The 25,238-nt window shown below is 68.5% G+C and carries 21 protein-coding genes; 10 read left to right on the top strand and 11 right to left on the bottom strand.

Annotation, left to right across the window (positions count from 1 at the left end):
* Positions 1 to 59: 59 nt before the first annotated feature.
* Positions 60 to 974: a 5-dehydro-4-deoxyglucarate dehydratase gene (kdgD, locus tag E5S69_RS26265; RefSeq protein ID WP_171517385.1), complete on the bottom strand. Its 915-nt coding sequence runs from the start codon at positions 972 to 974 to the stop codon at positions 60 to 62.
* 388 nt (positions 975 to 1,362) lie between these two features.
* Here kdgD and E5S69_RS26260 point away from each other — a divergent pair, with 388 nt between their 5' ends.
* Entirely contained in the window at positions 1,363 to 2,343 is a 981-nt protein-coding gene (locus E5S69_RS26260) for a VTT domain-containing protein (RefSeq protein WP_171517384.1), read from the top strand.
* 9 nt (positions 2,344 to 2,352) lie between these two features.
* On the opposite strand, the gene E5S69_RS26255 is transcribed toward E5S69_RS26260, so the two are convergent.
* The 6 genes from E5S69_RS26255 to E5S69_RS26230 all read right to left on the bottom strand — a co-directional run bounded on the left by E5S69_RS26255 (position 2,353) and on the right by E5S69_RS26230 (position 9,152).
* Positions 2,353 to 3,309 (bottom strand): DUF1177 domain-containing protein, encoded by a 957-nt coding sequence (locus tag E5S69_RS26255; protein WP_171517383.1) that lies wholly within the window; start codon positions 3,307 to 3,309, stop codon positions 2,353 to 2,355.
* A gap of 56 nt (positions 3,310 to 3,365) precedes the next feature.
* Positions 3,366 to 4,526, bottom strand: a complete 1,161-nt coding sequence (locus E5S69_RS26250; RefSeq protein ID WP_171517382.1) for a porin — start codon at positions 4,524 to 4,526, stop codon at positions 3,366 to 3,368.
* Between the two features lie 209 nt (positions 4,527 to 4,735).
* Positions 4,736 to 5,491: a dipeptidase PepE gene (gene pepE, locus E5S69_RS26245; RefSeq protein WP_171517381.1), complete on the bottom strand. Its 756-nt coding sequence runs from the start codon at positions 5,489 to 5,491 to the stop codon at positions 4,736 to 4,738.
* Positions 5,492 to 5,520: 29 nt separating this feature from the next.
* A complete protein-coding gene (locus tag E5S69_RS26240; RefSeq protein ID WP_171517380.1) occupies positions 5,521 to 6,705 on the bottom strand; it encodes an aminotransferase class V-fold PLP-dependent enzyme in 1,185 nt (394 codons plus the stop codon).
* 63 nt (positions 6,706 to 6,768) lie between these two features.
* The gene (locus E5S69_RS26235; protein ID WP_171517379.1) at positions 6,769 to 8,376 is read right to left on the bottom strand and encodes an OPT/YSL family transporter; all 1,608 of its coding nucleotides are present in this window, start codon (positions 8,374 to 8,376) and stop codon (positions 6,769 to 6,771) included.
* A 62-nt stretch (positions 8,377 to 8,438) separates the two neighbouring features.
* Positions 8,439 to 9,152, bottom strand: a complete 714-nt coding sequence (locus tag E5S69_RS26230; RefSeq protein ID WP_171517378.1) for an IclR family transcriptional regulator — start codon at positions 9,150 to 9,152, stop codon at positions 8,439 to 8,441.
* A gap of 179 nt (positions 9,153 to 9,331) precedes the next feature.
* Here E5S69_RS26230 and E5S69_RS26225 point away from each other — a divergent pair, with 179 nt between their 5' ends.
* Positions 9,332 to 12,115, top strand: a complete 2,784-nt coding sequence (locus E5S69_RS26225; RefSeq protein ID WP_171517377.1) for a hypothetical protein — start codon at positions 9,332 to 9,334, stop codon at positions 12,113 to 12,115.
* A gap of 18 nt (positions 12,116 to 12,133) precedes the next feature.
* On the opposite strand, the gene E5S69_RS26220 is transcribed toward E5S69_RS26225, so the two are convergent.
* Positions 12,134 to 12,889, bottom strand: a complete 756-nt coding sequence (locus E5S69_RS26220; RefSeq protein ID WP_171517376.1) for an IclR family transcriptional regulator — start codon at positions 12,887 to 12,889, stop codon at positions 12,134 to 12,136.
* Between the two features lie 219 nt (positions 12,890 to 13,108).
* Here E5S69_RS26220 and E5S69_RS26215 point away from each other — a divergent pair, with 219 nt between their 5' ends.
* The 8 genes from E5S69_RS26215 to E5S69_RS26180 all read left to right on the top strand — a co-directional run bounded on the left by E5S69_RS26215 (position 13,109) and on the right by E5S69_RS26180 (position 22,309).
* Positions 13,109 to 14,149 (top strand): LLM class flavin-dependent oxidoreductase, encoded by a 1,041-nt coding sequence (locus E5S69_RS26215; RefSeq protein ID WP_171517375.1) that lies wholly within the window; start codon positions 13,109 to 13,111, stop codon positions 14,147 to 14,149.
* 238 nt (positions 14,150 to 14,387) lie between these two features.
* Positions 14,388 to 16,403 (top strand): sigma-54-dependent Fis family transcriptional regulator, encoded by a 2,016-nt coding sequence (locus E5S69_RS26210; protein ID WP_171517374.1) that lies wholly within the window; start codon positions 14,388 to 14,390, stop codon positions 16,401 to 16,403.
* Positions 16,404 to 16,765: 362 nt separating this feature from the next.
* The gene (locus E5S69_RS26205; RefSeq protein ID WP_171517373.1) at positions 16,766 to 17,833 is read left to right on the top strand and encodes an ATP-NAD kinase family protein; all 1,068 of its coding nucleotides are present in this window, start codon (positions 16,766 to 16,768) and stop codon (positions 17,831 to 17,833) included.
* Positions 17,834 to 17,907: 74 nt separating this feature from the next.
* Positions 17,908 to 18,921, top strand: a complete 1,014-nt coding sequence (locus E5S69_RS26200) for a thiamine pyrophosphate-dependent dehydrogenase E1 component subunit alpha (RefSeq protein WP_171517372.1) — start codon at positions 17,908 to 17,910, stop codon at positions 18,919 to 18,921.
* Positions 18,922 to 18,956: 35 nt separating this feature from the next.
* Complete coding sequence (locus tag E5S69_RS26195) at positions 18,957 to 19,973, top strand: alpha-ketoacid dehydrogenase subunit beta (RefSeq protein ID WP_171517371.1); 1,017 nt, start codon at positions 18,957 to 18,959, stop codon at positions 19,971 to 19,973.
* Positions 19,973 to 21,088, top strand: coding sequence for an acetoin dehydrogenase dihydrolipoyllysine-residue acetyltransferase subunit (locus E5S69_RS26190; RefSeq protein WP_171517370.1), 1,116 nt, complete (start codon positions 19,973 to 19,975; stop codon positions 21,086 to 21,088). Before E5S69_RS26195 ends, E5S69_RS26190 begins: the two co-directional genes overlap by 1 nt.
* A gap of 73 nt (positions 21,089 to 21,161) precedes the next feature.
* Positions 21,162 to 21,503, top strand: a complete 342-nt coding sequence (locus E5S69_RS26185; protein WP_171517369.1) for a carboxymuconolactone decarboxylase family protein — start codon at positions 21,162 to 21,164, stop codon at positions 21,501 to 21,503.
* Between the two features lie 44 nt (positions 21,504 to 21,547).
* On the top strand, positions 21,548 to 22,309 hold the full coding sequence (locus E5S69_RS26180; RefSeq protein WP_171517368.1) for a lipoyl protein ligase domain-containing protein: 762 nt from the start codon (positions 21,548 to 21,550) through the stop codon (positions 22,307 to 22,309).
* On the opposite strand, the gene E5S69_RS26175 is transcribed toward E5S69_RS26180, so the two are convergent.
* The 3 genes from E5S69_RS26175 to E5S69_RS26165 all read right to left on the bottom strand — a co-directional run bounded on the left by E5S69_RS26175 (position 22,306) and on the right by E5S69_RS26165 (position 24,925).
* On the bottom strand, positions 22,306 to 23,055 hold the full coding sequence (locus E5S69_RS26175) for a DUF3047 domain-containing protein (protein WP_171517367.1): 750 nt from the start codon (positions 23,053 to 23,055) through the stop codon (positions 22,306 to 22,308). The genes E5S69_RS26180 and E5S69_RS26175 overlap by 4 nt on opposite strands.
* A 241-nt stretch (positions 23,056 to 23,296) precedes the next feature.
* Positions 23,297 to 24,118 (bottom strand): hypothetical protein, encoded by an 822-nt coding sequence (locus E5S69_RS26170; RefSeq protein WP_171517366.1) that lies wholly within the window; start codon positions 24,116 to 24,118, stop codon positions 23,297 to 23,299.
* 417 nt (positions 24,119 to 24,535) lie between these two features.
* Positions 24,536 to 24,925, bottom strand: a complete 390-nt coding sequence (locus tag E5S69_RS26165) for an OsmC family protein (protein ID WP_171517365.1) — start codon at positions 24,923 to 24,925, stop codon at positions 24,536 to 24,538.
* Positions 24,926 to 25,238 lie beyond the last annotated feature (313 nt).

Raw genomic sequence — 25,238 nt, 5'->3', positions numbered from 1 at the left:
GATACGAGGCAATGCGAGGACGGCCTGGCGGCGGCCTGCGTGCCGAAACGGCAGGACCGTTACTGCGGGCCGAGCTGGTTGACCAGCGCGCCCAGCATCTCCATTTCCTCGCCGGTCAGGTCGGTCAGCGGCGCGCGCACCGGACCGCCGTCGCGGCCTACCAGGCGCGCGCCCGCCTTGACGATGCTCACGGCGTAGCCGGCCTTGCGATTGCGGATCGCAAGGTAGGGCAGGAAGAAGTCGTCGATCAGGCGGCCCACGGTGTCGTGGTCGTCCGCGGCGATGGCGCGGTAGAAGTCCATCGCCGTCTTCGGGATGAAGTTGAACACCGCCGACGAATACACCGGCACGCCCAGCGCCTTGTAGGCCGCGGCATAGACCTCGGCGGTGGGCAGGCCACCCAGGTAGGAAAAGCGGTCGCCCAGCTTGCGGCGGATGCTGACCATGGCCTCGATGTCGCCCACGCCGTCCTTGAAACCAATCAGGTTGGGGCAGCGCTCGGCCAGACGGACCAGCTGCTCGGCGTTGAGCTTCGAATTGGCGCGGTTGTAGACGATCACGCCGATATCGACCGACTTGCAGACTTGCTCGACGTGGGCGGCAATGCCGTCCTGGCTGGCTTCGGTCAGGTAGTGCGGCAGCAGCAGCACGCCGGCGGCGCCCAGGCGCTGCGCTTCCTGCGCATAGGCAATGGCGGTGCGGGTCGGGCCGCCGGCGCCGGCCAGGATCGGCACCTTGCCGGCGCAGGTGCGCACGGCGGTGTCGACCACGGCCGAGTAATCCTGCGGCGTCAGCGAGAAAAACTCGCCGGTGCCGCCGGCCGCGAACAACGCGGTGGCGCCGTAGGGGGCCAGCCACTCGAGGCGGGCGGCGTACGACCGCGGTGCGAAATCGCCGCGGGCGTCGAAGTCGGTGATGGGGAAGGACAGCAGGCCTTCGGAGACGATTTGCTTGAGTTCGATGGGTGCGAGCATTGCGGCAATCCTGGAGGGCGGGCGCCCGGGTGGCAGAGGCGGCTGACCGCGAGTGGCAGATCATCCGAGTTATCAGTCATCGTACGACAACAGATGTGTGAAGGCAATAGGGCGCCGTAGGTACCCCGGGTTAACCGGGATCCCGCCGACCTGCTGGGGGCATTGCACTGGGTACCCCACCCCAGTTCCGTGTGCAAGTGCCGAACACTAGAGCAGCATCGCCCGCCAGATACACCGCGTGCCGCGAAAAAGGCATGTTGTAGGACAACGTAAGTCGTGCGACGTATGCGCCACTGATCAAATTTTTGAATCGACCATACAAAGCTTGCGCTGCGCGGGCCCTCATCGGCTGGCACACTGGCGTCCTGATCCAAAAAGGGAGCGCGCGGTGGGAGAGTTACAGGCCTTGCTGGAAAACCACGGGCTGATGCTGGTGTTCCTGAACGTACTGGTCGAGCAGGCCGGCCTGCCGGTGCCGGCCTATCCGATGCTGTTCGTCGCCGGCGCGCTGGGCGTACAGGAGACCGGGCCGTCGATCGGCGCGGTGCTGGCGGCGGTCATCATGGCCTGCCTGATCGCCGATACCGGCTGGTACTTCGCCGGGCGCCGGCTGGGGCAGCCGATGCTGCGCACCATCTGCAAGGTATCGATTTCGCCCGATTCCTGCATCCGCCAGACCCAGTCGCTGTACCTGCGCGTGGGGCCGCGCTCGCTGGTGGTGGCCAAGCTGCTGCCGGGTGCCGGCGCCCTGTCGACCGCGATGGCCGGCATGACCGGCACGCCGCTGCCGCTGTTCTTGTTCTACGACGCGATCGGTGCGCTGGTTTGGGCGGGCAGCGGCCTGCTGATCGGCGTGGTGTTCAGCGACTTTATCGATGCCATCCTGGCAGGCTTCAGTACCTATGGCCATATGGCCCTGATGGCGGTGGTGGGGGCGTTCCTGGTGTTTCTGGCGTGGCGCTCGTGGCGCCGCTTCCGGTTGCTGCGTCTCACCCGGCGGGTGCCGCGCATGAGCGTGGACGAGCTGGAATCGCGCCGGCTGGCCGGCACGCTGCCTGTCGTGATCGACGTGCGCGCCCATGGCGACACGCCGATGGAGCGCATTCCCGGCTCGATGGTGCTTGACATGCAGGGCGCGCTCGACAGCCTCGACGCGCTGGGCGTGCCGCCCGCCGACGCTGACATCGTGGTCTACTGCGCCTGCCCCAACGAGATGTCCGCGGCGCTGCTGGCCGAACGCCTGCGGGTGGCCGGCTATCCCCGGACCTGGGCGCTGGCCGGAGGCTTCGACGAATGGAAGCGGCGGCACGGCGACACCGTGCCGCCAGCCGTCACCCATCCCGCGCCGGGCAAGGCGGCGGCAGGCTGAGCCGCAAGCTCAGCGCTTGCCTGCGGTCTGGAACACCGACAGGTCAGGGTAGACCGCGCGGATCTTCTCCCATTCGGCGGCGTTGAAGAACTGGCACTTGCCGGCGCCGAAGCGCTTGGACACTTCCACGCAGAAGCGCACCGCCTCGGCGATATCGATTTCATGGTTGGCCGAGGTTGCGCTGCCCGACACCACCGACTGCGCGGTCACCGCCACGCCCACCACCGGGGCCTGCGTGGCCACGTGCGGCTGCATGATGCTGTTGAAGTGGTACAGGCCGTTGTGGTACGGGGTGATGTCCTGCAGCGAGATCGGGAAGGTCACCGCCGGGCAGCCGGTGGTCGATTCCATCGTCGCCACCAGGTCCGGCGCCACGCGCAGGATGTAGCCCTGCAGCGCCGTCGGCGAGATGGCAAAGCCGCGGTGCTTGACGATGCTGTTGCCCTTGGACGCATCGATCGACAGGATCGCGTCCATCTCCGGCAGCACCTGATAGTCGTTCATGGTGTCGGAAGAAACCGGCATGCCCATGAACGGCACCGGGTCGTGCGGCACCATCGAGACATTGGTCGACAGGTGCGTGGTCACGATCACGTCGCCCGCCACATGGTCGCCGCGCGCCTTCATCTGCGCCAGCTTCAGCGCCACCGCCAGGCAGCCGATCGGGCCGTCGGCGTCGGACACCAGCCCCACCAGTTCCGGACGCGCGCCGATGGCGCCGTTGCGGCCGATCACGCCCAGCGTCGGCGCCTTGCCACCGCCACGCTTGCCGGCGCTGCCGGGGATCACGATGGTGATGAAATCGGTGGTATGGCTCGTGTTCTCGGGCGGTGCATTGTTGACCGTGATGACTTGCACCGACACGCCGGCCTCGGCGTACGGCGCGAACAGTTCGCTGACGACCGCGCCGTTGGCGTGCGGGCTGTCCAGGGCTTCATGAATGACCAGCGTCTGCTGCAGGGCCATGGCTTTCTCCAGATGATGTACCGGCCCGCGTGGCGCGGGCGGCGTCGGTTAAATCGTTAGAACTGGTGGCGCAGGCCGGCCATCACCGTGGTCTGCGTGTCGTGCCCGTCCAGCGGCGTGCCGTTGCCGCCGGTCCAGCTGGTGGTGTTGTTGCCGAACAGGCCTGACCAGTCGCCGTGGACGCGGTCGTAGGCCAGCGCCAGGTAGGCGTCGGTGCGCTTGCTGAAGGCGTAGCCGGCGACGGCATACGCGGTGGTGCGGTTGCCGCTGAAGCCGTCGGCGCGGGTGCGGTTGTGCATCACGCTGCCGGTCAGCGTGACGTTGCCGGTGACGGCGTAGCTCGCGCCCAACGTGAAGAAGTCGTCGTGGCGGCTGGCGCCGAACACCGAGCTGATCGCCGCACGGTTGGTCGGCGTGGCCGCGGTCGACATGCTGGTGATGGTGGCCGTATCGGTGCCGCCCCTGGACGAGTCGAAACCGGCGTCGCGGTCGCTGTGCATGTAGTTGGCGAACAGGCTGGCGCGGCCGGCCGCGGCCTTCAGGCCGGCGAGGTAGAGGTTGGCGTTGCGGCTCTGGCTGTCGCGGGTTTGCTGGAAGTCGCCCACCGCAGTGATCGGTCCGGCGGCGTACTTGGCACCGAACGACATCGACGACATCGCGCGGGTGTTGCCGGCGGTCTCGCCCAGCGCGTACTCGGCGATCACCGACACCGGGCCGAAATTGCCGGTATAGCTGACGGCGTTGTCGTAGCGCTGGCCGGTCAGGTAGACCATCCAGGCATTCGACGGCGCCGCGCCCACGCCGAGCGGATCGACGTAGTACAGCATGGTGTTGGCAGTGGTGTACTGCCGGCCGAGCGCCAGCTCGCCCCACCGGTTGCCGATCTTTACGTAAGCCTGGCGGCCGAACAGCTGGCCCTGCTGGTCGAGCCGGCCGGTATCGGCCAGCAGGCCGTTCTCCAGCACGAAGCCGGCCTTCACGCCGCCGCCCAGGTCTTCGACACCCTTGAGGCCGAAGCGGCTGCCCGACAGGAAGCCTTCGCCGCCTTGCTGCAAGCCAACCTGGGCATCGCCGGCGGGGTTGGAATGAGTCTGGTACGTCAGCGCGGTATCGATCACGCCGTACAACGTGATGCCGGATTGCGCCATCGCGGCGCCCGGCAGGGCCAGCATCATGGGCAAGGCCAGGCGCGCGGCGTGGCGAATGGGTTGGCTCATTGTGGTTTCTCCTCCAGAAGGTAAAAGGGGGCCGCGCGAGCGGCGCGGGGCGGCTCGCGGGCGGGTTGTTGTTGGGTTGTTGGTGCGGGGAGCAGTGGCTAGTCGCTAATCACACATGCATGCCGCTGGTGTGCTCCCCTCTCCCGCTTGCGGGAGAGGGTTGGGGGAGAGGGGAGCCAACAGTCTTGCTCCAGCGTTTAACGCTTCGCTCAAGCCGCAAAACCCGGCCACTGCTCCATCCCCGCCGGGCCCGTGATCTGCGACAGCGCGAACGGCTCGCCCTCGCGGATCGTCTCGACCTTGCCTTCGGCGGGGAACCACAACGCATGACGCTCGCCCAGTACCAGACCGGTGGTGCCATCCGCGTACAGCGCCGATCCTTCCGGCAGCGCAAACACCTGTTCCGGCGCGTTGATGTGCAGGAACTCAGCGAGCCGCTCCTCGCGGCTTTCGCCATTGTGGCCGGCGGGCTTGCCGCTGATGAAGTGCGGGTTGATCTGGAACGGCACCAGCCCCAGCGCGCGCAGCGAAGGCGGCTGCACGATCGGCATGTCGTTGGTGGTGCGGATGGTGGGGCAGGCGACGTTGCTGCCGGCGCTCCACCCCACGTACGGCGTGCCGGCGCGCACCTTGGCGCGGATGGCATCGACGATGCCGGCGTCGTACAGGCGCTTGAGCAGCGCGAAGGTGTTGCCGCCACCGACGGCGATGGCCTCGGCTTCCCGCACCGCGCGCAGCGGGTCGGCGCTGCGATGGATCGATTCCAGCGCGTAGCCGAGCTTCTCGAAGACCGGCTTGACCATGCCTTCATAGGTATCGAAGCTGAAGGTCACGCCCGCGAACGGCACGAACAGCACCTTGCGCGGCTCGTGCTTGAGCAGCGTGTGGATCTGTTCGCCGGCGTGCTCCAGATAGCCGAGGTGGTCCTTGCGCGAGCTGCTCATCAGGAGGATGCGTTGGGTCATGTCTTGGTTTCCGTCTGTTCGGTTCAGGTTCAGGCGATGGCGGTGCGGATCAGCGCGGCCACGCGATCGATCTCTTCATGCGTGTTGAAGTAGTGCAGCGACACGCGTGCCATGGTCGAGACGCCGTAGCGCGCCAGGATGGCGTCGGCCATGAAGTTGCCCGCTTCGATGATGCATTGCTGCGTCTCCAGCGCGGCGACGATGCGGGCCGGGTCGACGCCGCGCACGTTGAACGGCACGATGCCGATGCGGTGCGCCACGTCGGCCGGGCCATACAGCTCGAAGCCCGGGATCGACGAGAACTTCGCTACCGCGTACTCGGTCAGGTCGCGCACGCGGGCTTCGATGGCGTCGATGCCGATCGCGGCGGCGTAGTCGATGGCGGTACCCAGGCCCAGGATGGCCGGCACGATCGGGCAGCCCGCTTCGAAGCGCTTGGCACCGGGCACCAGCGACAGCGCGCCGGTGGCGCGGTCGTAGGCGCCGTTCCACCAGCCCACCAGCATCGGCTCGACCTGCGCGATCAGCGCGCGCCGCACGTACAGGAAGCCGGAGCCCTCGGTGGCGCGCAGCGCCTTGCGCCCGCAGCCGGCAAGGAAATCGCAGTCCATTTCGGCCACGTCCGAGCGCAGCATGCCCACGCTCTGCGCGCCGTTGACCAGCGACAGCACGCCGCGCCTGCGCGCGACCGCGCAGATCTGCGCCGCGGGCTGCACCGCGCCGGTGGAGTTGGGCAGGTGCGAGAAGGTCAGCAGGCGCGTGCGCGGGGTGATCGCGGCCTCGAATGCCTCGGCGCTCAGCAGCCCTTCGGCATTGGCCGCCACGATCTTCACCACGATGCCGTGCGATTGTTCCAGACGGCGCCACGGCAGCAGGTTGCTCAGCATCTCGGTGTCGGCTACCAGCACTTCGTCGCCGGCCTGCCAGGCGATGCCGCGTGCGGCGATGGAGATGCTCTCGGTGGCATTCTTGGTGAAGGCGAGCTCGTCGGCGGCGCAGTTCAGCCAGTCCGCCAGCGTGGCGCGCACGGCTTCCACGCGCGCATAGGTCTGTTTGCGGAACGCCGGCAGGTAGATGCCGACATGGCCGGTATCGAGCAGGTAGCTGCGCACGGTGTCGAGCACCGCGTCGGGCGGGATCGACGCCGCGGCGGTGTCGAGATAGATGGTGGAGGCCGTCAGCGGGGTGTCGGCGCGGATTGCTTGGATATCCATGGAACGTCTCGGGAAATGACAGGCGGGGCACCGGCACGTGCCCCGGAAAGGCTGGCTGCGGGCTTACTTCTTCAGCTTGGTGACCGAACCGAAGAAGCTGAACAGGGCGTCGCCCGCGATCACGCCGCCGGCGAAGGCACTCATCTCGGCTAGGTGCTTGTCACCGCGCAGGCGCTGCAGCACGAAGCGGATCGCAAGGCCCGCCAGCACCGCCCAGCCAGCCAGCGGCGAGGCAATCAGCATGCCGGTGGACAGCAGGATGCCGAGCTGGCGCTTGGCGCCGCCTAGCCACTGCAGCAGCGCGCCGGGCACGGCCCAGATCATCAGGTTGCGCGCGATCTCGGCCGACGAGCCCGCCTTGATCGACGCCGCGTAGACGCGGTCCACCGGCGGGATCAGGCCCTGCGCGAAGAAGCTGCCGTGGAACACCAGCACCACCACCGCCGCCACCGCGAAGCCGATCATCGCCGCCAGGAACTGCTGCTTGCGCCCGGCCAGCTCGGCTTCCATGTCGCGGCCTTCGCCGCGCAGCAGGTAGCCGGTCTTGAGGTCGTAACCCATGTCGGCAAAGGCCGGGCCGGTGGCGGCCGAAAAGCCCACCAGCACCGCCAGCGCCGTCGGCGGGAAGCCGATCAGGATGCCGATGGTCAGCGTGATCAGCGCCACCGCGAAGGCCGGGAACCAGCCCGAGTGCATCGCCGCGATGCCGACGATCAGTTCATGCACGTACGCGGCGAAGGCGGCGTACAGCACGAACAGCACCAGCATGCCCAGCGACATGTCGGAGATATGGCCGGCCAGCACCGAGATCAGCAGCGCGATCGCCAGGTAGATCAGGAAGCCGCCCGACAGGATGCGGCTGGCGCGTGCGGCCGGGACTTCGATGGTGCGCGCGTCGGCGGCCGGCGCGTGGCGCGCGCGGCGGATTTCATGCGCCACCTGGAACAGCGCGACGATGCCGGCGCCGATCATCAGCCCGTGCGGGATATAGGCGCGCGCGATATCGATGCCGGTCAGCGCCACCGAATAGCCGCGCACCAGCAGGCCGATGCCGAACATGGCCAGCGCCGCCAGGTTGCCGAGGAAGGCCGCGCCGAACGCGGACATCGGCACGCCCAGCCACGCGCCGCCCACGCCCACGGCAATGCCCAGGCCCAGGAATGCGGCCTTGCGGCCGCCGCGGTCGCCAGCCCAGATCGCCTCGGCGGTGGCGATCCCGGCGGGCCAGGTGCCGGTGGCCGGGAAGATCTTGCTGCCGAACAGGAAGTACAGCATCGCGCCGTCGACGAACATGGCGATCACCGCGCCGATCAGCATCGGCGTGGCCAGCTCGGGCATGCCCATCGCGTACGGCACGCCGATCGGGATCATCAGCGAATTGGCGGCGCCGAAGGTGGCCGACGAGATCGCGGTCTGCACCAGGTTTTGCCGCTCCAGCACGCGGAAGCGCCGCGTGACCTCGAGCGGAATGCGCGAGAACACGATCGCGATCAGCGCGCCGATGATCGAGGTATTGGCCGAGATCCCCAGCGACACGATCAGCTGCATGCCGATCATCGCGCCGAATACGGACAGCGCCACGGAGACCAGCAGCAGCAGGGGCTCCATGAAGCGTGTCCGGGTTGCAGGCTGCGCCGCGATCGGCGCGTTCAGTTGTGTTGGCATGGTCATGTCGTCCACCGCTCCCCTTAGTGTTGTCTGGTTTTGTCTGTTGTGTGTGGTACCTGGCGCGCTCAGCGCATGCAACCCGCCACCGGGCCGATGGTCTTGCACGCCGCGCGCAGCGCTTCCAGCAGCCGGGGTACGGCCTCGCGCGTCAGTCGCTGCAGCGGGCCGGCGATGGCAAGCGATCCCACCACCGCGCGGGTCTCACGGTGTTGCAGCGGCACCGCCAGCCCGGCCACCGTGGCCGCGGATTCCTCGCAGGTATAGGCAAAGCCGTCGGCGCGGACCTGGGCCAGCTGCGCGGCCAAGGCCGGCGCGTCGCCGGTCAGCCGGCGCTGCAACGCTTCGGGCTGGAATGCCAGGATCGCCTTGGCATGCGCGCCGGCATCCAGCGCGAAGCGCTGCCCCACCTCGATCGAAAAGCGCAGCTGGTGCTGGCTTTGGGCGATGTCCGTGCACAGGCCTTCGTGACCGTCGAGCCAGGACAGGAAAACCGTTTCGCCGCTTTCCTGCGCCAGCGCCTCCAGCGCGGGCTGGACCACTTCGGCGGGCGAAAACGTCTTGCGCATCACCTGCCCCAGCTCGAACCACCGCAGGCCCAGTCCATAGCGGCCTGCCGCGTCCTGTGTCAGGAAGCCATTGGCGGCAAAGGTGGCGAGTACCCGATGCACCACGGCGTGATGCACGCCGCTTTCGCGCGCCAGGTCGCGCACGCCCCAACTGGGCTGGCGAGCGGTGAAATGGGTGAGCAGCGCCAGGGCGCCATCCAGGGTCTTGAGCATGACTGACTGCTTGTGTCTCTATATAAGAGACAACGTCTCTGATACAGAGAAATGCTAGGCCTGACCCCGCCACACAACAATCAGGGTTAACGCGTATTCGTGGCCAGGCCGCCGGTCCAATATCGACTATGCGCCGTTGCCTATACTTGGCGCAGGCCGACTGCTACGGGGAGGCGCCCATGGCTGCGGAAGACCACGGATACGGCGACGAAGCGGCCCGCATCGCGCACCGCCGTCGCCAGCTCGGCATCGCGCCGCGCACGCATGAGGGCCAGCGCAACTGGGCGCTGGCGCTGTCCGGCGGCGGCATCCGCAGCGCCACGTTCTGCCTGGGCGTGATGCAGGTGATGGCCGGCTCCGACATGCCGGCAGGAACCACGGCGGCCACGCCGGACAGCGGCGCGCCCCGGACGCCCGCGCCGAGCACTGCCGCGTCGGCGCAGACCGTGCCGGGGCTGGCCTCGCTGCTGGCCCAGTTCGACTACCTGTCCACCGTCAGCGGTGGCGGCTATCTCGGCGCCTTTTTCGTCAGCCTGTTCGTGCCCGCGCGCCTGCGCCGCGGCACCGGCCCGGTCCAGGCCGCGGCCGATGCCTACCACTCGCTCCAATGCGAGTCGCCGGGGCGCATCCATACCTCGGTCTCCTATGCCGCCGATCCCGGTCGCGGCGCACTCGCGTGGCTGCGCGAGAACGGTCGCTACCTGTCGCCCACGGGCGCGGGCGACAACCTCTATGCCGCCGCGCTGGTGGTGCGCAACTGGCTGGCGATGCACTACGTGATCGGCAGCGCGCTGCTGGTATTGCTGGCCATGCTGGCGCTGCTGCTGCATGTTGCCGCGGGGGCGTGGTACGGCTTCGGACGCTACGAGATGGACCTGCTGCACGATGCGCGGCAGGCCTTCAACCAGGGCGAGTGGGCGATCTGGTGGAGCCCCTGGCTGTGGCTGCCGCTGGCCACGGCGGTGATCGGCGCGGTGCCGCCCGGCCTGGCGTACTGGCTGGTCTATCCGCGCGCCAGCGACCCGCAGGCGCCGGGCCGCTTCTTCAGCCCCGCGCCGATGGTGGCCACGCTGCTCGGACTGTTGCTGCTGGCCGCGGCGCACTGGTCGGAAGTGCTCGGGGCCAACCACGTCCCGGCGCAGCTCTTTGCCGCGCTGGGAACGCTGACATGGCTCGGCGTGCTGAGCTGCCTGGTGATGCTGCAAGGCGAGCCGCGCACCGTGTCCGGCTATCGCGTGCGCGCGACGCGGGCGCTACGCACGGCGGTCCTGCTGACGCTGTGGCTGGCGGCATTGGGCGTGGCCGATACCGCCGCGCGCACCGCCTACCTCTATGCCCATGCCGCGCGTCTTCCGTGGGGCGCGGCGCTACCCGCGGGCGTGCTCGCCGCGCTGGTCTGGCTGGTGCGTTATGGCGCGCGCTTCCTCGACGCGGGCCGCAAGGGCAGCGCCGGTACTGCCTGGCGCGCCCTGTGTGCACGCTTGCCGGTCTCGCTGCTGGCCGGCGTGGCAGCGGCGGTGCTGGCGCTGCTGCTGTTCGTGCTGTGGTCGTGGCTGGTACTGTGGGTGCGCTGGGATGGCCGCGAGCCGGTCGACTGGCTGGTATACGGCACGGCCTACACCGGGCCGGCGCTGGCCACGCTCGCTGCCGTGGCGCTGGTGCTGGCACTGGTTGCCGGCCGCTTTACCGGGTTCCTGAACCTTTCCACGCTGCAGCCCTTCTACGCGGCGCGCCTCACGCGCGCCTACCTGGGCGCGTCCAACGGCGAGCGCTTTGCCGCGCCCGATCCCGATCCGGCGGCGGACCGGCGCCGGCGCGCGCGCTTCAGCGTGGCCGAGCCCGTGCCCGGCGACCAACTCAGCCTCAACGCCTACTACGATCCACACGTGCTGGCGCCCCTGCACCTGATCAACGTGACGCTGAACCTGACCATCGATCCGGCGGAGCAACTGGTCCAGCGCGACCGCAAGGGCAAGCCGCTGTGCCTGGCACCCGGCGCCGGCCTGCCCCAGCCGGGCGCCGCGACCGCGATCGCGCCGGACGCCTATGCGCGCTTCACCGTCGACGGCTGGCAATGCTGCCCGGATGCGTCATGGCCCTCGTCGGGCAAGCTGGCGCAAGCGCTCACGGTGGGCGACTGGATCGCCATCTCCGGCGCCGCGGTATCCACCGGGCTGGGCCGTGCCACCACGCTTGGCACATCGCTGCTGCTGGGCCTGGCCAACCTGCGGCTGGGTACATGGTGGCCGTCGTTTCCGGCCACATACGCGCGCCGGGGCGGGCGCGAGGGCGAGCGGTGGCGCCATCCCGAACGCGCCACGCACCCCTGGCTGGCCGCCGGCATATTCCGCACGCAGTACTACCTGGGGTGCGAGCTGAGCGCCCGCTTCCATGGCACGCGGCGCGGCTGGCAGTACCTGTCGGACGGCGGCCATTTCGACAATACCGGTGTCTACGAGCTGCTGCGTCCGGGCCGGGACGTCGCACTGATCGTGCTGTGCGACTGTGGGGCCGATCCCGACTATCGCTTCGGCGACCTCGCCAACCTGATCCGCCTCGCGCGCATCGACCACGGCCTGGAGATCGTCGTCGATACCGAGGCCGCCACCTCGCACCCGGTGCTGAGCCGCGTCTTCGGCGTGCCGGACGATTTCGTGCCGGGCCGGGCGGCCAGCGGCGCTGCCGCCGACAAATGCGCGGTGCTGCTCGACGTGTATCGCACCGACCCGGCCTGCGCGGCGCCAGCCGCGCGTGTCTGCCGCATCGTGCTGATCAAGCCGCGGCTGGTGTCATGGGCGCCGGCCGACGTGCGCCACTATGGCGCCACGCACCCGGCCTTCCCGCAGGAAGGCACCGGCGACCAGTTCTTCGACGAGGCGCAATGGGAAAGCTACCGGGCGCTCGGGCACGCGCTTGGCCGGCGTGTGCTGGGCGGCGAAGTGGCAAAGGCGCTGCTGAGGTGAGCGCACGCTGAACGGTTGTCAGCGCACGAAGCCGATCACGTCTTCGAGCCGGCCGCTGGCGTCGCGCAGCGCCTCCAGCAGCCGCGGCACGGCGGCGTCGTCAAGCCGCTGCTGCGGACCCGCGATGGCGACCGAGCCCACCACCACGCTGCGGTCGCGCGACCACAGCGGCAAGGCCAGCCCCGCGACACTGGCGGCGGCTTCTTCGCGCGTATGCGCCCAGCCCCGTTCGCGCACTTCGGCCAGCTGCTGCTCGATGCGCTCGCGTTCCAGCGTGGTATGCGGGCCCATGCGCGCCACGCCCTGGCGGTAGACCTCGTCGCGGAAGGCTGCGTCCTGGAACGCCAGCATGGCCTTGGCATGCGCGCCCGCATAGAGCGGAAAGCGCTCGCCCAGCTCGATCGAAAAGCGCAGCTGGTGCTGGCTGTGCACCAGCCCCACGCACAGGCCTTCATGGCCGTCGAGCCACGACAGGAACACGGTCTCGCCGCTCTGCGCGGCCAGCTTCTCCAGCACCGGGCGCACGATCTCGTCAGGCGAGAAGCTCTTGCGCACCACCTGGCCCAGCTCGAACAGCCGCAGCCCCAGCGAATACTTGCCGGTGGCCGCGTCCTGCACCAGGAAGCCATTGGCGGCGAAGGTGGCCAGCACGCGGTGCACCACGGCGTAATGCACGCCGCTGTGCTTGGCCAGCTCGCGCACGCCCCAGGTAGGCTGGCGCACGGTGAAATGGGTCAGCAGGGCCAGCGCGCCGTCCAGTGTCTTGAGAGTCATCGATCGTTCCTTCGCATCGGGCTGAATGGTAAGGGCAAGCGGCGCCCGGCTCAATCCTTGCGCGCGCCGCGGTCGCGCTGCGCCTGGCGATACCCACGCCGCCCGCAGGGCCGCAAAGCCGCCGCCAGCACGATCCGCGCAGGCTCACTAACATAGCGAACCATCCGCCTTTGCAGCGGGCGGCGCCCGCGTGGCGTACGCCGCCCGCCCGACCACGACATGAATCGCAACGCTCTCCCCGCCGGCAACGGCGTCGCCTATTCGGTGCTGGACCTGGCCCCCATCCCGCAAGGCAGCGACGCCGCCCAGGCCATGCGCAACTCGCTCGACCTGGCGCGCCATGCCGAGCAACTGGGCTACCACCGCTACTGGCTGGCCGAGCACCACAACATGCCCGGCATCGCCAGCGCCGCCACCGCGGTGCTGATCGGCTATGTCGCCGGCGGCACGCAGACCATCCGCGTGGGCTCCGGCGGCGTGATGCTACCCAACCATTCGCCACTGGTGATCGCCGAGCAGTTCGGCACGCTGGCCTCGCTCTACCCGGGCCGCATCGACCTGGGCCTGGGCCGCGCGCCGGGCACCGACCAGGCCACCGCGCGCGCGCTGCGCCGCCAGCTCGCCAGCGACAGCGCCGACACCTTCCCGCAGGACGTCGAGGAACTGCAGGCGTATTTCGACGACGTGCGCCCCGGGCAGCGGCTGCGCGCAGTCCCTGGCGCGGGGCTGAAAGTGCCGATCTGGCTGCTGGGATCGAGCCTGTTCAGCGCGCAGCTGGCCGCGGCGATGGGACTGCCGTTCGCCTTTGCCTCGCATTTCGCGCCGGGCTTCATGCGCCAGGCGCTCGACCTGTACCGGCGCACGTTCCGCCCGTCCGAATCGCTGGACCGGCCCTATGTGATGCTCGGCCTCAATGTGTTCGCGGCCGAGTCCGGGGACGAGGCGCGCCGGCTGTTCAGCTCGCTGCAGCAGCAGTTCCTGGCGCTGGTGCGCGGCACGCCGGGGCAGCTGCGCCCGCCGGTCGACGATATCGAAGCGCTCTGGAACGAAAGCGAGGCCGACCACATCCGGCGCTCGCTGGCTTGCTCGGTGGTGGGCGACCCCGATGCCGTGCGCGCCGGCATGCAGCGCTTTGTCGATGACCTGCGCCCGGACGAGCTGATGATCACGGGGCAGATCTTCGACCACGCGGCGCGGCTGCGCTCGTTCGCCATCGCCGCGGATGCGGCCCGTAGCCTGCAGCGCTCGCCGGCGACCTGAGCGCCGCTGCCAAAGGAATGGCGTGCGCCGCACTTGCGGCGCACGGCCGCCCGCTTCCCCACGCATCCTGTTTGCGCAGCGCCGCCGGGCTCGGATACATTAGTAGGCCCGAGACCATAACAGTGGCGCGGCTCCCGCAGCACGCGCCCGCAGTCCGCCCGATCCACCGCTTTATGCGAGCCATGCGCGCCCCCGGCGCATCCGATGGCCCCGAGGGCAGCGACGACAGGAGACAGCGATGGACCTGCGGCAACGCGAGCACATCGAGACGGTGGTCCAGGCCACCGCCTACCTATCCCCGCCAGCCTTGCTCGCGGACCGCATCGCGCATGACGCGATCATCCAGAACTCATGGCGGCGCTGCGTGCACCAGTACGGGCTCGATCCCTCGCGCATGCAGGAGGCCCGCATCCTGCCGCACACCCGCCTGCGCGAACACCAGGAACGCATCGACGACTTCGCCCGCATCGCGCGCCACGGGCTGCAGAGCCTGCACGCCCAGGTGGCGGCGCTGGGTTACGTGGTGTTGCTGACCGATGCGCAAGGGGTGACAGTCGACTATATCGGCGATACCCACAGCGATGCCGCGCTGCGGCACGCCGGCCTCTACCTCGGCGCGGAATGGAGCGAGAGCGGCGCCGGCACCTGCGCGGTCGGCACCGCGCTGGTCACCGGGCAGGCCCTGACCGTGCACCAGGCCGACCATTTCGATGCCACCCATATTCCTCTGACCTGCACCGCCGCGCCGCTGTTCGACACGCATGGCAACCTGCACGCCATCCTCGACATCTCGGCGCTGGTCTCGCCGCAGGCCAAGGACAGCCAGGGCCTGGCGCTGCAGATGGTGCGCATCTACGCCGCGCATATCGAGAACGCCAACTTCCTGCGCGCGCACCGGCGCGACTGGATCCTGAAGCTGAACGTCGCGCCCGAATTTGTCGACGTCAATCCGGAATACCTGCTCGCGCTGGACGATGCCGGCCGCATCGTCGGCCACAACCACCGTGCCCGCCTGATGCTGGAGACCGAACTGGGTGGCATGCCGGGCGCCACCGTGCTCGGCCAGCCGTTCGAGGCGTTGTTCGCGGCGCGCCTGGAAGATCTGGGCCGCTATGTCTACTCGCGCCCCAGCGAGCAGCGCCTGGTTGCGCTCAACCGCAGCGGCGGCCTGCTGTACCTGAGCGTGATGCCGCCCGCGCTGGGCTGGCAGGCGCCCGCCGCGCAAGCGCCGGTGTCGATGCCGGCACCGCTGGCAGCGCTCAGTGGCGGCGATGCCGCGCTGGCGCAACAGCTGGAGCGCGCCGCGCGCCTGGTCGATTCACCGATCCACCTGCTGATCCAGGGCGAGACCGGCAGCGGCAAGGAGTTCTTCGCCAAGGCGCTGCACCAGGCCAGCGCGCGCCGCGCCGGCCCTTTCGTTGCGGTGAACTGCGCGGCGATTCCCGAGACGCTGATCGAGAGCGAGCTGTTCGGCCACCTGCCCAACAGCTTCTCCGGCGCCGGCTCGCGCGGCAAGCGCGGGCTGATCCAGGAAGCGGACGGCGGCACCCTGTTCCTGGACGAGATCGGCGACATGCCGCGCGAGCTGCAGTCGCGGCTGCTGCGCGTGCTGGCCGAGGGCGAGGTGTTGCCGGTGGGCGCCGCGCGGCCGGTGCCGGTGCGGCTGCGCGTGATTTCCGCCACGCACCATCGCCTCGAGCAGCTGGTGGCCGAGGGCCGCTTCCGCGAGGACCTTTACTACCGGCTGAACGGTGCGCGCTTCGAGCTGCCGCCGCTGCGCGCCCGCACCGACCTGGACTGGCTGGTGCGCAAGCTGCTGCAGGAAGGGGCGGGCGAGCCGGTGACGTTGTCGCCGGCGGCGAGCGAGCGGCTGCGCCGCCACCGCTGGCCGGGCAACCTGCGCGAGTTGCGCAATGTGCTGGAGTACGCGCGCGCGGTCTGCAGCGGCGGCTATATCGACGTACACGACCTGCCCGAAGCGGTGGCCGGCACCGCCATCCCGGTCGCCGTGGCCGCCGCGCCGGCATCGCCCCCACCGGCTGCCTCCGATATCGTCCACGACGCCCCCGCGCCATTCGACCCGCACCAGCTGTCCCCCGAGGGCATGCTGCTGATGCAGTACCTGCGTGCGTCGGGCTGGAACCTCAGCGCGGTCGCGCGCCAGATCGGCATCAGCCGCATGACGCTGTACCGGCGCATGGAACGCTACGGCATCCAGTCGCCTAACCGCCGCGACGGCGGGTCGCAGTCGTAGCACCACGCAGCCTGCGGCAGGCTCGCAGAGCCGGCGCCGGGGCCGACCGTACCCGTTTCTGCGAAGGTGTCGGGCACTTTCGCATCTCGCTGTTTCGCGCCGCGTCGGCTCCGCCCGCGTGCGACGCGACACCGGCCATGAGACGTTACGTGTGTCCAGCCCGTACACCTGTACTGTGACACCTGTCTCGCCATGGCGGCGGCTCTGGCCGTTCTTTTCGCGAAAGCGGTAGCGGTTCTTGCGGGTTATCCCTGAAGTCCGGGCCACGCAATGCCCGATTTCGGCCATCGCGATGCCGTCCGGCCACTGGCACACCCATTGCAATAAGCCTGTCACGACAATGACAACACAGGAGACAGGCAATGAGGCAGCCAAGGTCCGCCGACGCGCCGCTGGTCGGCATCATCGCCAATCCGGTTTCGGCGCGCGATATCCGCCGCGTGATCGCCAACGCCAACAGCCTGCAGCTGTCTGACCGCGTCAATATCGTGCTGCGGCTGCTCGCCGCGCTGTCGTCGTGCGGCGTGCGGCGGGTGCTGATGATGCCCGACCGCGAAGGGCTGCGCGTCATGCTGGCGCGGCACCTGGCACGCCGGCAGGGACCGGATGCCGGCTTGCCCGAGGTCGACTATGTCGACATGCCGGTGGCCTCGCGCGTCGACGACACGCTCCATGCCGCGCGCTGCATGGCTGATGCCGGCGTGGCGGCAATCATCGTGCTGGGCGGCGATGGCACCCACCGCGCGGTGGTGCGCGAATGCGGCGCGGTGCCGATCGCCGGCCTCTCGACCGGCACCAACAACGCCTACCCCGAGATGCGCGAACCCACCATCACGGGGCTGGCCACCGGCCTCTATGCCACCGGCCGCATTCCCGCCAGCCAGGCGCTGGCATCGAACAAGCGCCTGGACATCGTCATCCGCGATGGCAACGGCGGCTTCCGCCGCGACATCGCACTGGTCGATGCGGTGATCTCCCACGAACACTTCATCGGCGCGCGCGCGCTATGGAAGACCGACACGCTGGCCGCGGTCTACGTGTCGTTTGCCGATCCCGAGGCGATCGGGCTCTCGTCCATCGCCGGCTTGCTGGAGCCGGTCGGACGGCGCGAAGCCGGCGGCCTGGCGATCGAGCTGGCCGCGCCGGGCGCGGGCGAATTCGACCTGCGCGCGCCGATCGCGCCAGGCCTGATGTGCACCGTGCCGGTGGCCGGCTGGCAGCGGCTGCAGCATGGCCGCCCCCATCGCGTGCGCCAGCGCAGCGGCATCGTCGCGCTCGATGGCGAGCGCGAGCTGACCTTCGGCCCGGACGACGAAGTCACCGTCACGCTGCACGACCACGCCTTCCGCAGTATCGACGTTGCGGCCTGCATGCGCCACGCCGCGCGCCAACAGCTGATGCGCGGCGCGCCGCGTCCCGTCTTTGCCTGATCACGCGCGGGCCGCGGCCCGCAACACGCCCCGCTTTTCTTGAAGTGCAACACCTGAAAACGAAGGAGACAGACATGACAGCCAGAGCCTCGCAAGATCCCGCGCAACCACGTGGCGCGCTGCCGCTCGACAAGGAGACGCTGCTGACGGTGTACCGCCGGATGCGCACCATCCGCGATTTCGAGGAGCGCCTGCACGTGGACTTCGCGCGCGGCGACATCCCCGGCTTCGTTCACCTGTACGCGGGCGAGGAAGCCGCGGGCGTCGGCATCCTGCACCATCTGCACGATGGCGACCGCATCGCCAGCACGCACCGCGGCCATGGCCACTGCATTGCCAAGGGCGTCGACCCGGTGGCGATGATGAAGGAGATCTACGGCAAGAAGGGCGGCTCGTGCAACGGCAAGGGCGGCTCGATGCATATCGCCGACCTGTCCAAGGGCATGATGGGCGCCAACGGCATCCTGGGCGCGGGCGCGCCGCTGATCTGCGGCGCCGCGCTGGCGGCCAAGTTCCGCGGCAAGGGCGAGGTCGGCATTACCTTCTGCGGCGACGGCGCGTCCAACCAGGGCACCTTCCTGGAAAGCCTGAACCTGGCGGCGGTATGGAACCTGCCGGTGATCTTCGTCATCGAGAACAACGGCTACGCCGAGTCGACCTCGCGCGACTATGGCACCGCGGTGGACAGCTACGTCGACCGCGCCGCCGGCTTCGGCATCCCGGGCGTGACCGTGGACGGCACCGACTTCTTCGCGGTCCATGAAGCGGCCGGCGAAGTCATCCGCCGCGCGCGCGAGGGCGGCGGGCCGTCGCTGCTGGAATGCAAGATGGTCCGCTTTTATGGCCACTTCGAAGGCGATGCGCAGACCTACCGCGCCGCCGGCGAACTCGACGATATCCGCGCCAACAAGGACTGCTTGAAGCTGTTCGGCCGCACCGTGACGCAAGCCGGCGTGGTCGCGCGCGAAGAACTGGACGCGATCGACCGCGAAGTCGCCGCGCTGATCGAGCACGCCGTGCAGGAAGCCAAGGCCGCACCGCAGCCGGGACCTGAAGACCTGCTGACCGACGTCTACGTCAGCTACTGATCCGTCACGCGCAACCGAATCCACAGGAGACAGACATGGCTCGCAAACTGAGCATCAAGCTGGCGATCAACGAGGCGATCGACCAGGAAATGACCCGCGACCCCAGCGTCATCATGCTGGGCGAAGACATCGTCGGCGGCGCCGGCGCGGACGGCGAGAAGGACGCCTGGGGCGGCGTGCTGGGCGTGACCAAGGGCCTGTACGCCAAGCACGGCGACCGGCTGCTGGACACGCCGCTGTCCGAGTCCGCCTATGTGGGCGCCGCCATCGGCGCCGCGGCGTGCGGCATGCGCCCGATCGCCGAACTGATGTTTATCGACTTCATGGGCGTTTGCTTCGACCAGATCTTCAACCAGGCCGCCAAGTTCCGCTACATGTTCGGCGGCAAGGCCGAGACCCCGGTGGTGATCCGCGCCATGGTGGGCGCGGGCTTTCGCGCCGCCGCGCAGCACAGCCAGATGCTGACGCCGCTGTTCACGCATATCCCCGGCCTGAAGGTGGTGTGCCCGTCCACGCCGTACGACACCAAGGGCCTGCTGATCCAGGCGATCCGCGACAACGACCCGGTGATCTTCTGCGAGCACAAGAACCTCTATGGCCTGGAAGGGGACGTCCCGGAAGGCGCCTATGCCATCCCGTTCGGCGAGGCCAATATCGTGCGCGACGGCAAGGACGTGTCGATCGTCACCTACGGGCTGATGGTGCATCGCGCGCTGGAAGCGGCGGCAACGCTGGCGAAGGAAGGGATCGAGGCCGAGATCGTCGACCTGCGCACGCTGTCGCCGCTGGACATGGACACGGTGCTGGAGTCGGTCGAGAACACCGGCCGGCTGGTGGTGGTGGATGAAGCCAGCCCGCGCTGCAATATCGCCACCGATATCTCCGCCCAGGTCGTGCAGCAGGCCTTCGGCGCGCTCAAGGCCGGCATCGAGATGGTGTGCCCGCCGCATACGCCGGTGCCGTTCTCGCCCACGCTGGAAGACCTGTATATCCCGAGCGCCGCGCACATCGCCAACGCCGCGCGCAAGACCGTGAAGGGAGGCAAGCACTGATGTCTACGCCTGCAATTACCCCGATCGTGATGCCCAAATGGGGCCTGTCGATGAAGGAAGGCACCGTCAATGCCTGGCTGGTCGACGAAGGCACCGAGATCACCGTGGGCATGCCGATCCTTGATGTGGAAACCGACAAGATCGCCAATGCGGTGGAGGCGCCCGACGCGGGCACGCTGCGCCGCAAGGTGGCGCAGGCCGGCGACGTGCTGCCGGTCAAGGCGCTGCTTGGCGTACTGGCCCCCGCGGAGGTGAGCGATGCGCAGATCGATGACTATGTCGCGGCTTATGAAACGCCGGCGGACGACGGCGGCGACGAGGACGCCGCCGCCGCGTACCAGTTCGCCGAGGTCGACGGCATCCGGGTCCGCTATGCCCGCAAGGGCGACGGCGCCCAGACCGTGCTCTTCATCCACGGATTTGGCGGTGACCTGGACAACTGGCTGTTCAACCTCGATCCCCTGGCCGACGCGTACACCGTGGTGGCGCTTGACCTGCCCGGCCACGGACAGTCGTCGCCGCGGCTCGCGGGCGCGACGCTGGCGCAGATGGCCGGTTTTGTAGCGCGCTTCATGGACGAGATCGGGGTCGACGCGGCCCATGTGGTCGGCCATTCGATGGGCGGCGGCGTGGCCGCGCAACTGGCGGTGGATGTGCCGCAGCGGGTGCTGTCGGTGGCGCTGGTGTCGCCGGTGGGTTTCGGCGAGGCGGTCAACAGCGGCTATACCGATGGCTTCGTCAGTGCGCAGTCGCGGCGCGAGCTCAAGCCCGTGGTCGAACTGCTGTTTGCCGACCCCGGGCTGGTGAGCCGGCAGATGCTGGACGACCTGCTGCGCTACAAGCGGCTCGATGGCGTGCCCGAGGCGCTGACCGCGCTGGGCCAGGGCCTGTTCGGCGGCGGCCGGCAGAGCGAGCAACCGGGCCAGCGCCTGGCCGACAGCGGCAAGCGCGTGCTGGTGGTGTGGGGCGGACAGGATCGCATCATCCCCGCCGAACATGCCGAAGCCGCGCCGCCGGGTGCCACCGTCAAGGTCTTCCCCGACGCCGGCCACATGAGCCAGATGGAGAAGGCCAATGACTTCAATGCCTTGCTGAAGGCCCACTTGGCCGGCTGATCTGCCCCCGGGCAGGCGCCACCGTGTGCCCGCCCGGGGCTGGCTTCGCCCTTGTGACCACAGGACAACCTTTATGACCTCAGACCTGAAGCTCCGCCTGGCGGAGATCAACAAGCAATTCGGCGCGCTCGGCCAGGCCCAGCCGGCCGCGATGAGCGCCTTCCAGGGCGTAATGAAAGCCGCCATGCAGCAGGGCAGCCTGCCGGCCGCTGTCAAGGAACTGGTGGCAGTCGCCCTGGCCGTGCAGAAAGGGTGCGACGACTGCGTGCTGTTCCATACCAGCCAGGCACTGCGCCATGGCGCGACCCGCGAGCAGATGACCGAAATGCTGGCCATCAATATCGAAATGGGTGGCGGACCCGGCGCCATGTACGCCGCCCGCGCGCTGGCGTATTTCGATGCGCTCAATGCCTAGGGTTGCTAGACTCGGCCCATTGCCACTTGCGGGCCTGTGATCCGATGCCGTTTGAATTGGTCGAAGCCGTTGCCGCGGACTGCCCGGACAGCGATCCGCTGCAGGAAGAGCTGGCGCTGCTCGAACTCGCGGCGCAGGGCCGGCAGGTGGCGCGGCTGTGGGAGGCACCCCTGTCGCTGGTGGTGCCGCGCACCTACCTGCGCCACGCCGGACTGGAGACCGCGCGCGCGGAATTCGCCCGGAACGGGTGCCCCGTGTTCCTGCGCATGTCCGGCGGCGGGCTGGTTCCGCAAGGGCCTGGCATCCTCAACCTGAGCCTGGCTTACCCCGTGGGAAGGCCGCCCGGCGCGCTCAGCGACGCGGTCTACCTGCACCTGTGCGCGGTGCTTGGCGAAGGCCTGCGCACGCTCGGCATCGAGACCCACTGGCAGGCGGTGGCCGGCTCCTTCTGCGACGGGCGCTATAACCTCGCCTGGGGTCCGCCCGCGGGCGCACGCAAGATCGCCGGCACGGCGCAGTACTGGCGGCGTGCGCCTGCCGCCGTGCAGGCCGCCGACGGCCAGCGCCACCTGGTGCTCGCCCATGCCGTGCTGCTGGTCAGCGCCGACCCCGGGCAGATCAATGCGCGCGCCAATGCCTTCGAGGCAGCGATTGGCAGCGAGCGGCGTTATGACGCGGATAAGGTCGTCAGCGTGCGCGAAGCGCTCCTGGCTGGCACGCCCGCAGCGAAGGACGGCGCCGCGCTGATGGCCGAGGTCTCGGCCGCGCTGCGATCGAGCCTGGGACAGCATCCCGCCCCGGCTTAATCTTTCGCCGCGTTGCCCGGCAGGAAGCGGATGTCGCCATACCAGGCGCGGGCGGCGGCCTGGGTATTGTCGGTATCGGTCATGATGCCGTAGGCCCTGAGGGGCCCGGGCGGCTCGTGGAATACGCGTTCATAGTCCCGTGCCAGATTGCGCCGCAGGGTCTGCCATTTGCCGGCATCGCCGGCGCCCGACACCACGATCATCTGCACGCGGCCGGTATGCGGATTCGGGATGACGCTGCCCGCCTCGGCACTGGTCGACCACACATACATCAGCGTGGCATAGGGCAGTTCCTCGCCCGCCACGGTCCTCGCCAGCTGCATTGCGGCGCGGTCGCCGAGCGACAGCTTGCTCTTGTCGCCGTCGAAGAAAAACACCAGCCGCGCCGGCGCATCCTCGCGCGCGCCGTCGCGGTTGTCGGCCCCCGGTACCGCGCCGTCCGCCTTCCAGCGCCAGGCCACCACGGGGGTTCGGGAAAGGTCCACGTTGCCCTCGTGCATCAGCGCCGACGCGGAGCGGTTAGCTTGCGCCTGCAGAACCGTGGTGCCGCCGTCCGTCACCAGTTGATACTCGGTCCGGGCCTTGCCTTCGGCGACCGGTAAATTTTTCCAGCCCGTCGGCAGCGCGCCGCCCGGCTGGTGCTGCGAAACGGCCAGTCCGGGCTTGCCGCTTTGCGCGGGCGCAGGCAGCGAGGCAAGCAGCAAGATGGCACACACGGCAAGTTGCGAAACAACAGGGGTCGTCATGGCGGCTCTGCGGAAAACACACGGTTGGACCGAATGCAAACCATGTGCCCGACGGCAATGACAGCCGGCTTACATGGGTCATCCTGCCGGTGTACCAAAAAAATCGCGGCCCGCAAGGGGCCGCTAATCGGGAATGCGAGGAGTGTCAATTTCCTCAGGAGACTTTATCGGCGCAAAGCGCTGACCCAAGACCCTACTTCCGTGGGGTCTATCGATCACAACTTGCCAGGCGAGCGTCCGCTTACGCGATCAGGTAAGCGGGGTGCGGATCCGGTCGTATGGAGGCACGCAGTTTCCGGACGTTCGCTTCCAGTTCGGCGTGCGCCGCATCGAGCCAGTCCACGCGATGCCGCACCGGATCCTTGGCCGACAAGGCGCTGGCCGCAATTTCTCGCAGGAAGTAGCGCACCATGCTGCCGGCACGCGCCGGCACTGGCATCATCCCCAGCACTTGGCGGCGTGCCAGCAACCTGCGCGTGACCGCATGCTGCAGCCCGGCCCAGGCGGTGCGGCCCAGTGCGAGGTACAGCGCGTCGGTGCGCATCTGTTGCACGGCACCGAGGAACTGGGTCTCGAAGATTTCGCGCAGCATCGGCGCGTCCTGCAGTTCTTCCAGCGGGCCGTCGAAGGCCAGCCCCCGCCGCGTGGTGGCGTGCGGCAACAGGGCAAGCGGCTGCAGGCGCTCGAAGCCGTCGTTCCACAACGCGGCGGCATGCGGCAGTCCGACCAGCTCGGGCACGCGGAAGTGGTCAAGCATGCGGATCAGGTTGGGCCGCACCAGCTTGCCGCCCAGTTCGACGCGCCGCTTGTTCTCGCGCTGGACCACGCGGCCCGGCGCATGGGTGCGCAACAGTTCCTCGGTTACTGCAGCGGCCAGCCGCACATGGGCATGACCTGGCGTGGTGCTGACCAGCACCAGCGCTGCCTGCGTATTCAGGTATTCGCAGGGTACGTAATGCATGGCGTAGGTGCTGTCCTGTCCCACCACGACGGGTTTCGCAATCACGCCGCTTGCGCCCGCAAGCCGTATCTGGGCGCAATAGGCTTCAATGAAGTTGGTCAAGGCATCCCCCCGCTCGCTTCGTCATGTAAGCGTTTTTTATTGTTCTGCTTTCCGTCCATGGTAAGCCGGCGCGGCATGGCAGAGAAAGCCGCCACCGTCGTTTTGACCGCTTCCCGCCGCCAACCTTGGTGGGCCAGCCAACACACCGCATGGTGCGCGTTCGCTCTAACGGGTCGGATCGCGCCGCCAATCCATCGACGACATCATTAACGTATCCGGCCTCGTGGTCAGGACCATGACAGGGCCCGTGGCGCGCGCGGTGCGCGCGCCAGCCATGCCGCAAAAGAAAAAAGCCGGGCACGCTAGCGTGCCCGGCCAACCCATTTGCTGACTCAGGTGGTGTCAGAACCTGAGAGTCAAATGCTAACGATTATCATTTGCGATGAAAACCATTGAATCATCCAAGGTTGCGCCAGGTCATGCCATCGAGGTTTCGATCGAGAATTGTCCGGACAAGGTCTTGTGCACCGGGCAACGATTCGCGACCCGCAGCAGGTCTTCCAGGATTTGGGGCGACAGGTCGCCGCTGACCTTCACTTCGCGTTGCATCGTATAGGTGCCGTTGGCTTCCTGATGGCCGACCGAGACATGGACGTCGGTGACCGGGTAGCCCTTGCGTTTGGCATACAGCTGCAAGGTAAGGGTCGTGCAGGCCGCCAGGGCCGAGTCCAGCAAGTCATGCGGATTGGGGTAGCGGGTGTCGCCCCCGGCGGAAGCGTCGAGATCGGCTTGCCACTCGGCAGTGCCGTTGGTCAGCTGGCAGATGCTGTTGCCCTGGCTTGGCTTCCACGTCGCTTGGATAGTCATCAAACGTCCCCCATCTCATCGAAGAACGGCCCCGCGGGCCGGAACGGTCATTCTATAAGCAGCCTGGCGCGTCAGGGCCGAGGAGCCGAAAGCGGCGCATCCGCGCCGTTTCGGGCGTTTCCGAGAAACCGCTTGCCAACCGCGTTGCGGTCGCTTATTATTCGCCCCCTCGCAACACCACGCGGCTCCTGCAAGGCAGGCGCAGCAAGGGATGCGGGGTTGGCCGGGAGGTTGGCGCAGCAAGGTTTGCAGCGCTGACGGCAGCAAAAAAGATTGCTGCAAACGGTTGACGAAACGAAGAAAGCTCTGCATA

The sequence above is a fragment of the Cupriavidus necator genome, from assembly GCF_013141915.1.
Taxonomy (GTDB): Bacteria; Pseudomonadota; Gammaproteobacteria; order Burkholderiales; family Burkholderiaceae; genus Cupriavidus; species Cupriavidus necator_B.
The sequence above is the reverse complement of the archived record's forward strand: the minus strand, read 5'-3'. Positions and strand labels throughout refer to the sequence as shown.

Excerpts from the sequence above, each read along its gene's own strand:
- E5S69_RS26180 (WP_171517368.1), top strand. The coding sequence starts at position 21,548 with ATGCCGTTTGAATTGGTCGAAGCCGTTGCCGCGGACTGCCCGGACAGC.
- pepE (WP_171517381.1), bottom strand. The coding sequence starts at position 5,491 with ATGACCCAACGCATCCTCCTGATGAGCAGCTCGCGCAAGGACCACCTC.
- E5S69_RS26210 (WP_171517374.1), top strand. The coding sequence starts at position 14,388 with ATGGACCTGCGGCAACGCGAGCACATCGAGACGGTGGTCCAGGCCACC.
- E5S69_RS26195 (WP_171517371.1), top strand. The coding sequence starts at position 18,957 with ATGGCTCGCAAACTGAGCATCAAGCTGGCGATCAACGAGGCGATCGAC.
- E5S69_RS26215 (WP_171517375.1), top strand. The coding sequence starts at position 13,109 with ATGAATCGCAACGCTCTCCCCGCCGGCAACGGCGTCGCCTATTCGGTG.
- E5S69_RS26205 (WP_171517373.1), top strand. The coding sequence starts at position 16,766 with ATGAGGCAGCCAAGGTCCGCCGACGCGCCGCTGGTCGGCATCATCGCC.
- kdgD (WP_171517385.1), bottom strand. The coding sequence starts at position 974 with ATGCTCGCACCCATCGAACTCAAGCAAATCGTCTCCGAAGGCCTGCTG.
- E5S69_RS26240 (WP_171517380.1), bottom strand. The coding sequence starts at position 6,705 with ATGGATATCCAAGCAATCCGCGCCGACACCCCGCTGACGGCCTCCACC.
- E5S69_RS26175 (WP_171517367.1), bottom strand. The coding sequence starts at position 23,055 with ATGACGACCCCTGTTGTTTCGCAACTTGCCGTGTGTGCCATCTTGCTG.
- E5S69_RS26225 (WP_171517377.1), top strand. The coding sequence starts at position 9,332 with ATGGCTGCGGAAGACCACGGATACGGCGACGAAGCGGCCCGCATCGCG.
- E5S69_RS26185 (WP_171517369.1), top strand. The coding sequence starts at position 21,162 with ATGACCTCAGACCTGAAGCTCCGCCTGGCGGAGATCAACAAGCAATTC.
- E5S69_RS26165 (WP_171517365.1), bottom strand. The coding sequence starts at position 24,925 with ATGACTATCCAAGCGACGTGGAAGCCAAGCCAGGGCAACAGCATCTGC.
- E5S69_RS26250 (WP_171517382.1), bottom strand. The coding sequence starts at position 4,526 with ATGAGCCAACCCATTCGCCACGCCGCGCGCCTGGCCTTGCCCATGATG.
- E5S69_RS26230 (WP_171517378.1), bottom strand. The coding sequence starts at position 9,152 with ATGCTCAAGACCCTGGATGGCGCCCTGGCGCTGCTCACCCATTTCACC.
- E5S69_RS26235 (WP_171517379.1), bottom strand. The coding sequence starts at position 8,376 with ATGACCATGCCAACACAACTGAACGCGCCGATCGCGGCGCAGCCTGCA.
- E5S69_RS26200 (WP_171517372.1), top strand. The coding sequence starts at position 17,908 with ATGACAGCCAGAGCCTCGCAAGATCCCGCGCAACCACGTGGCGCGCTG.
- E5S69_RS26220 (WP_171517376.1), bottom strand. The coding sequence starts at position 12,889 with ATGACTCTCAAGACACTGGACGGCGCGCTGGCCCTGCTGACCCATTTC.
- E5S69_RS26255 (WP_171517383.1), bottom strand. The coding sequence starts at position 3,309 with ATGGCCCTGCAGCAGACGCTGGTCATTCATGAAGCCCTGGACAGCCCG.
- E5S69_RS26190 (WP_171517370.1), top strand. The coding sequence starts at position 19,973 with ATGTCTACGCCTGCAATTACCCCGATCGTGATGCCCAAATGGGGCCTG.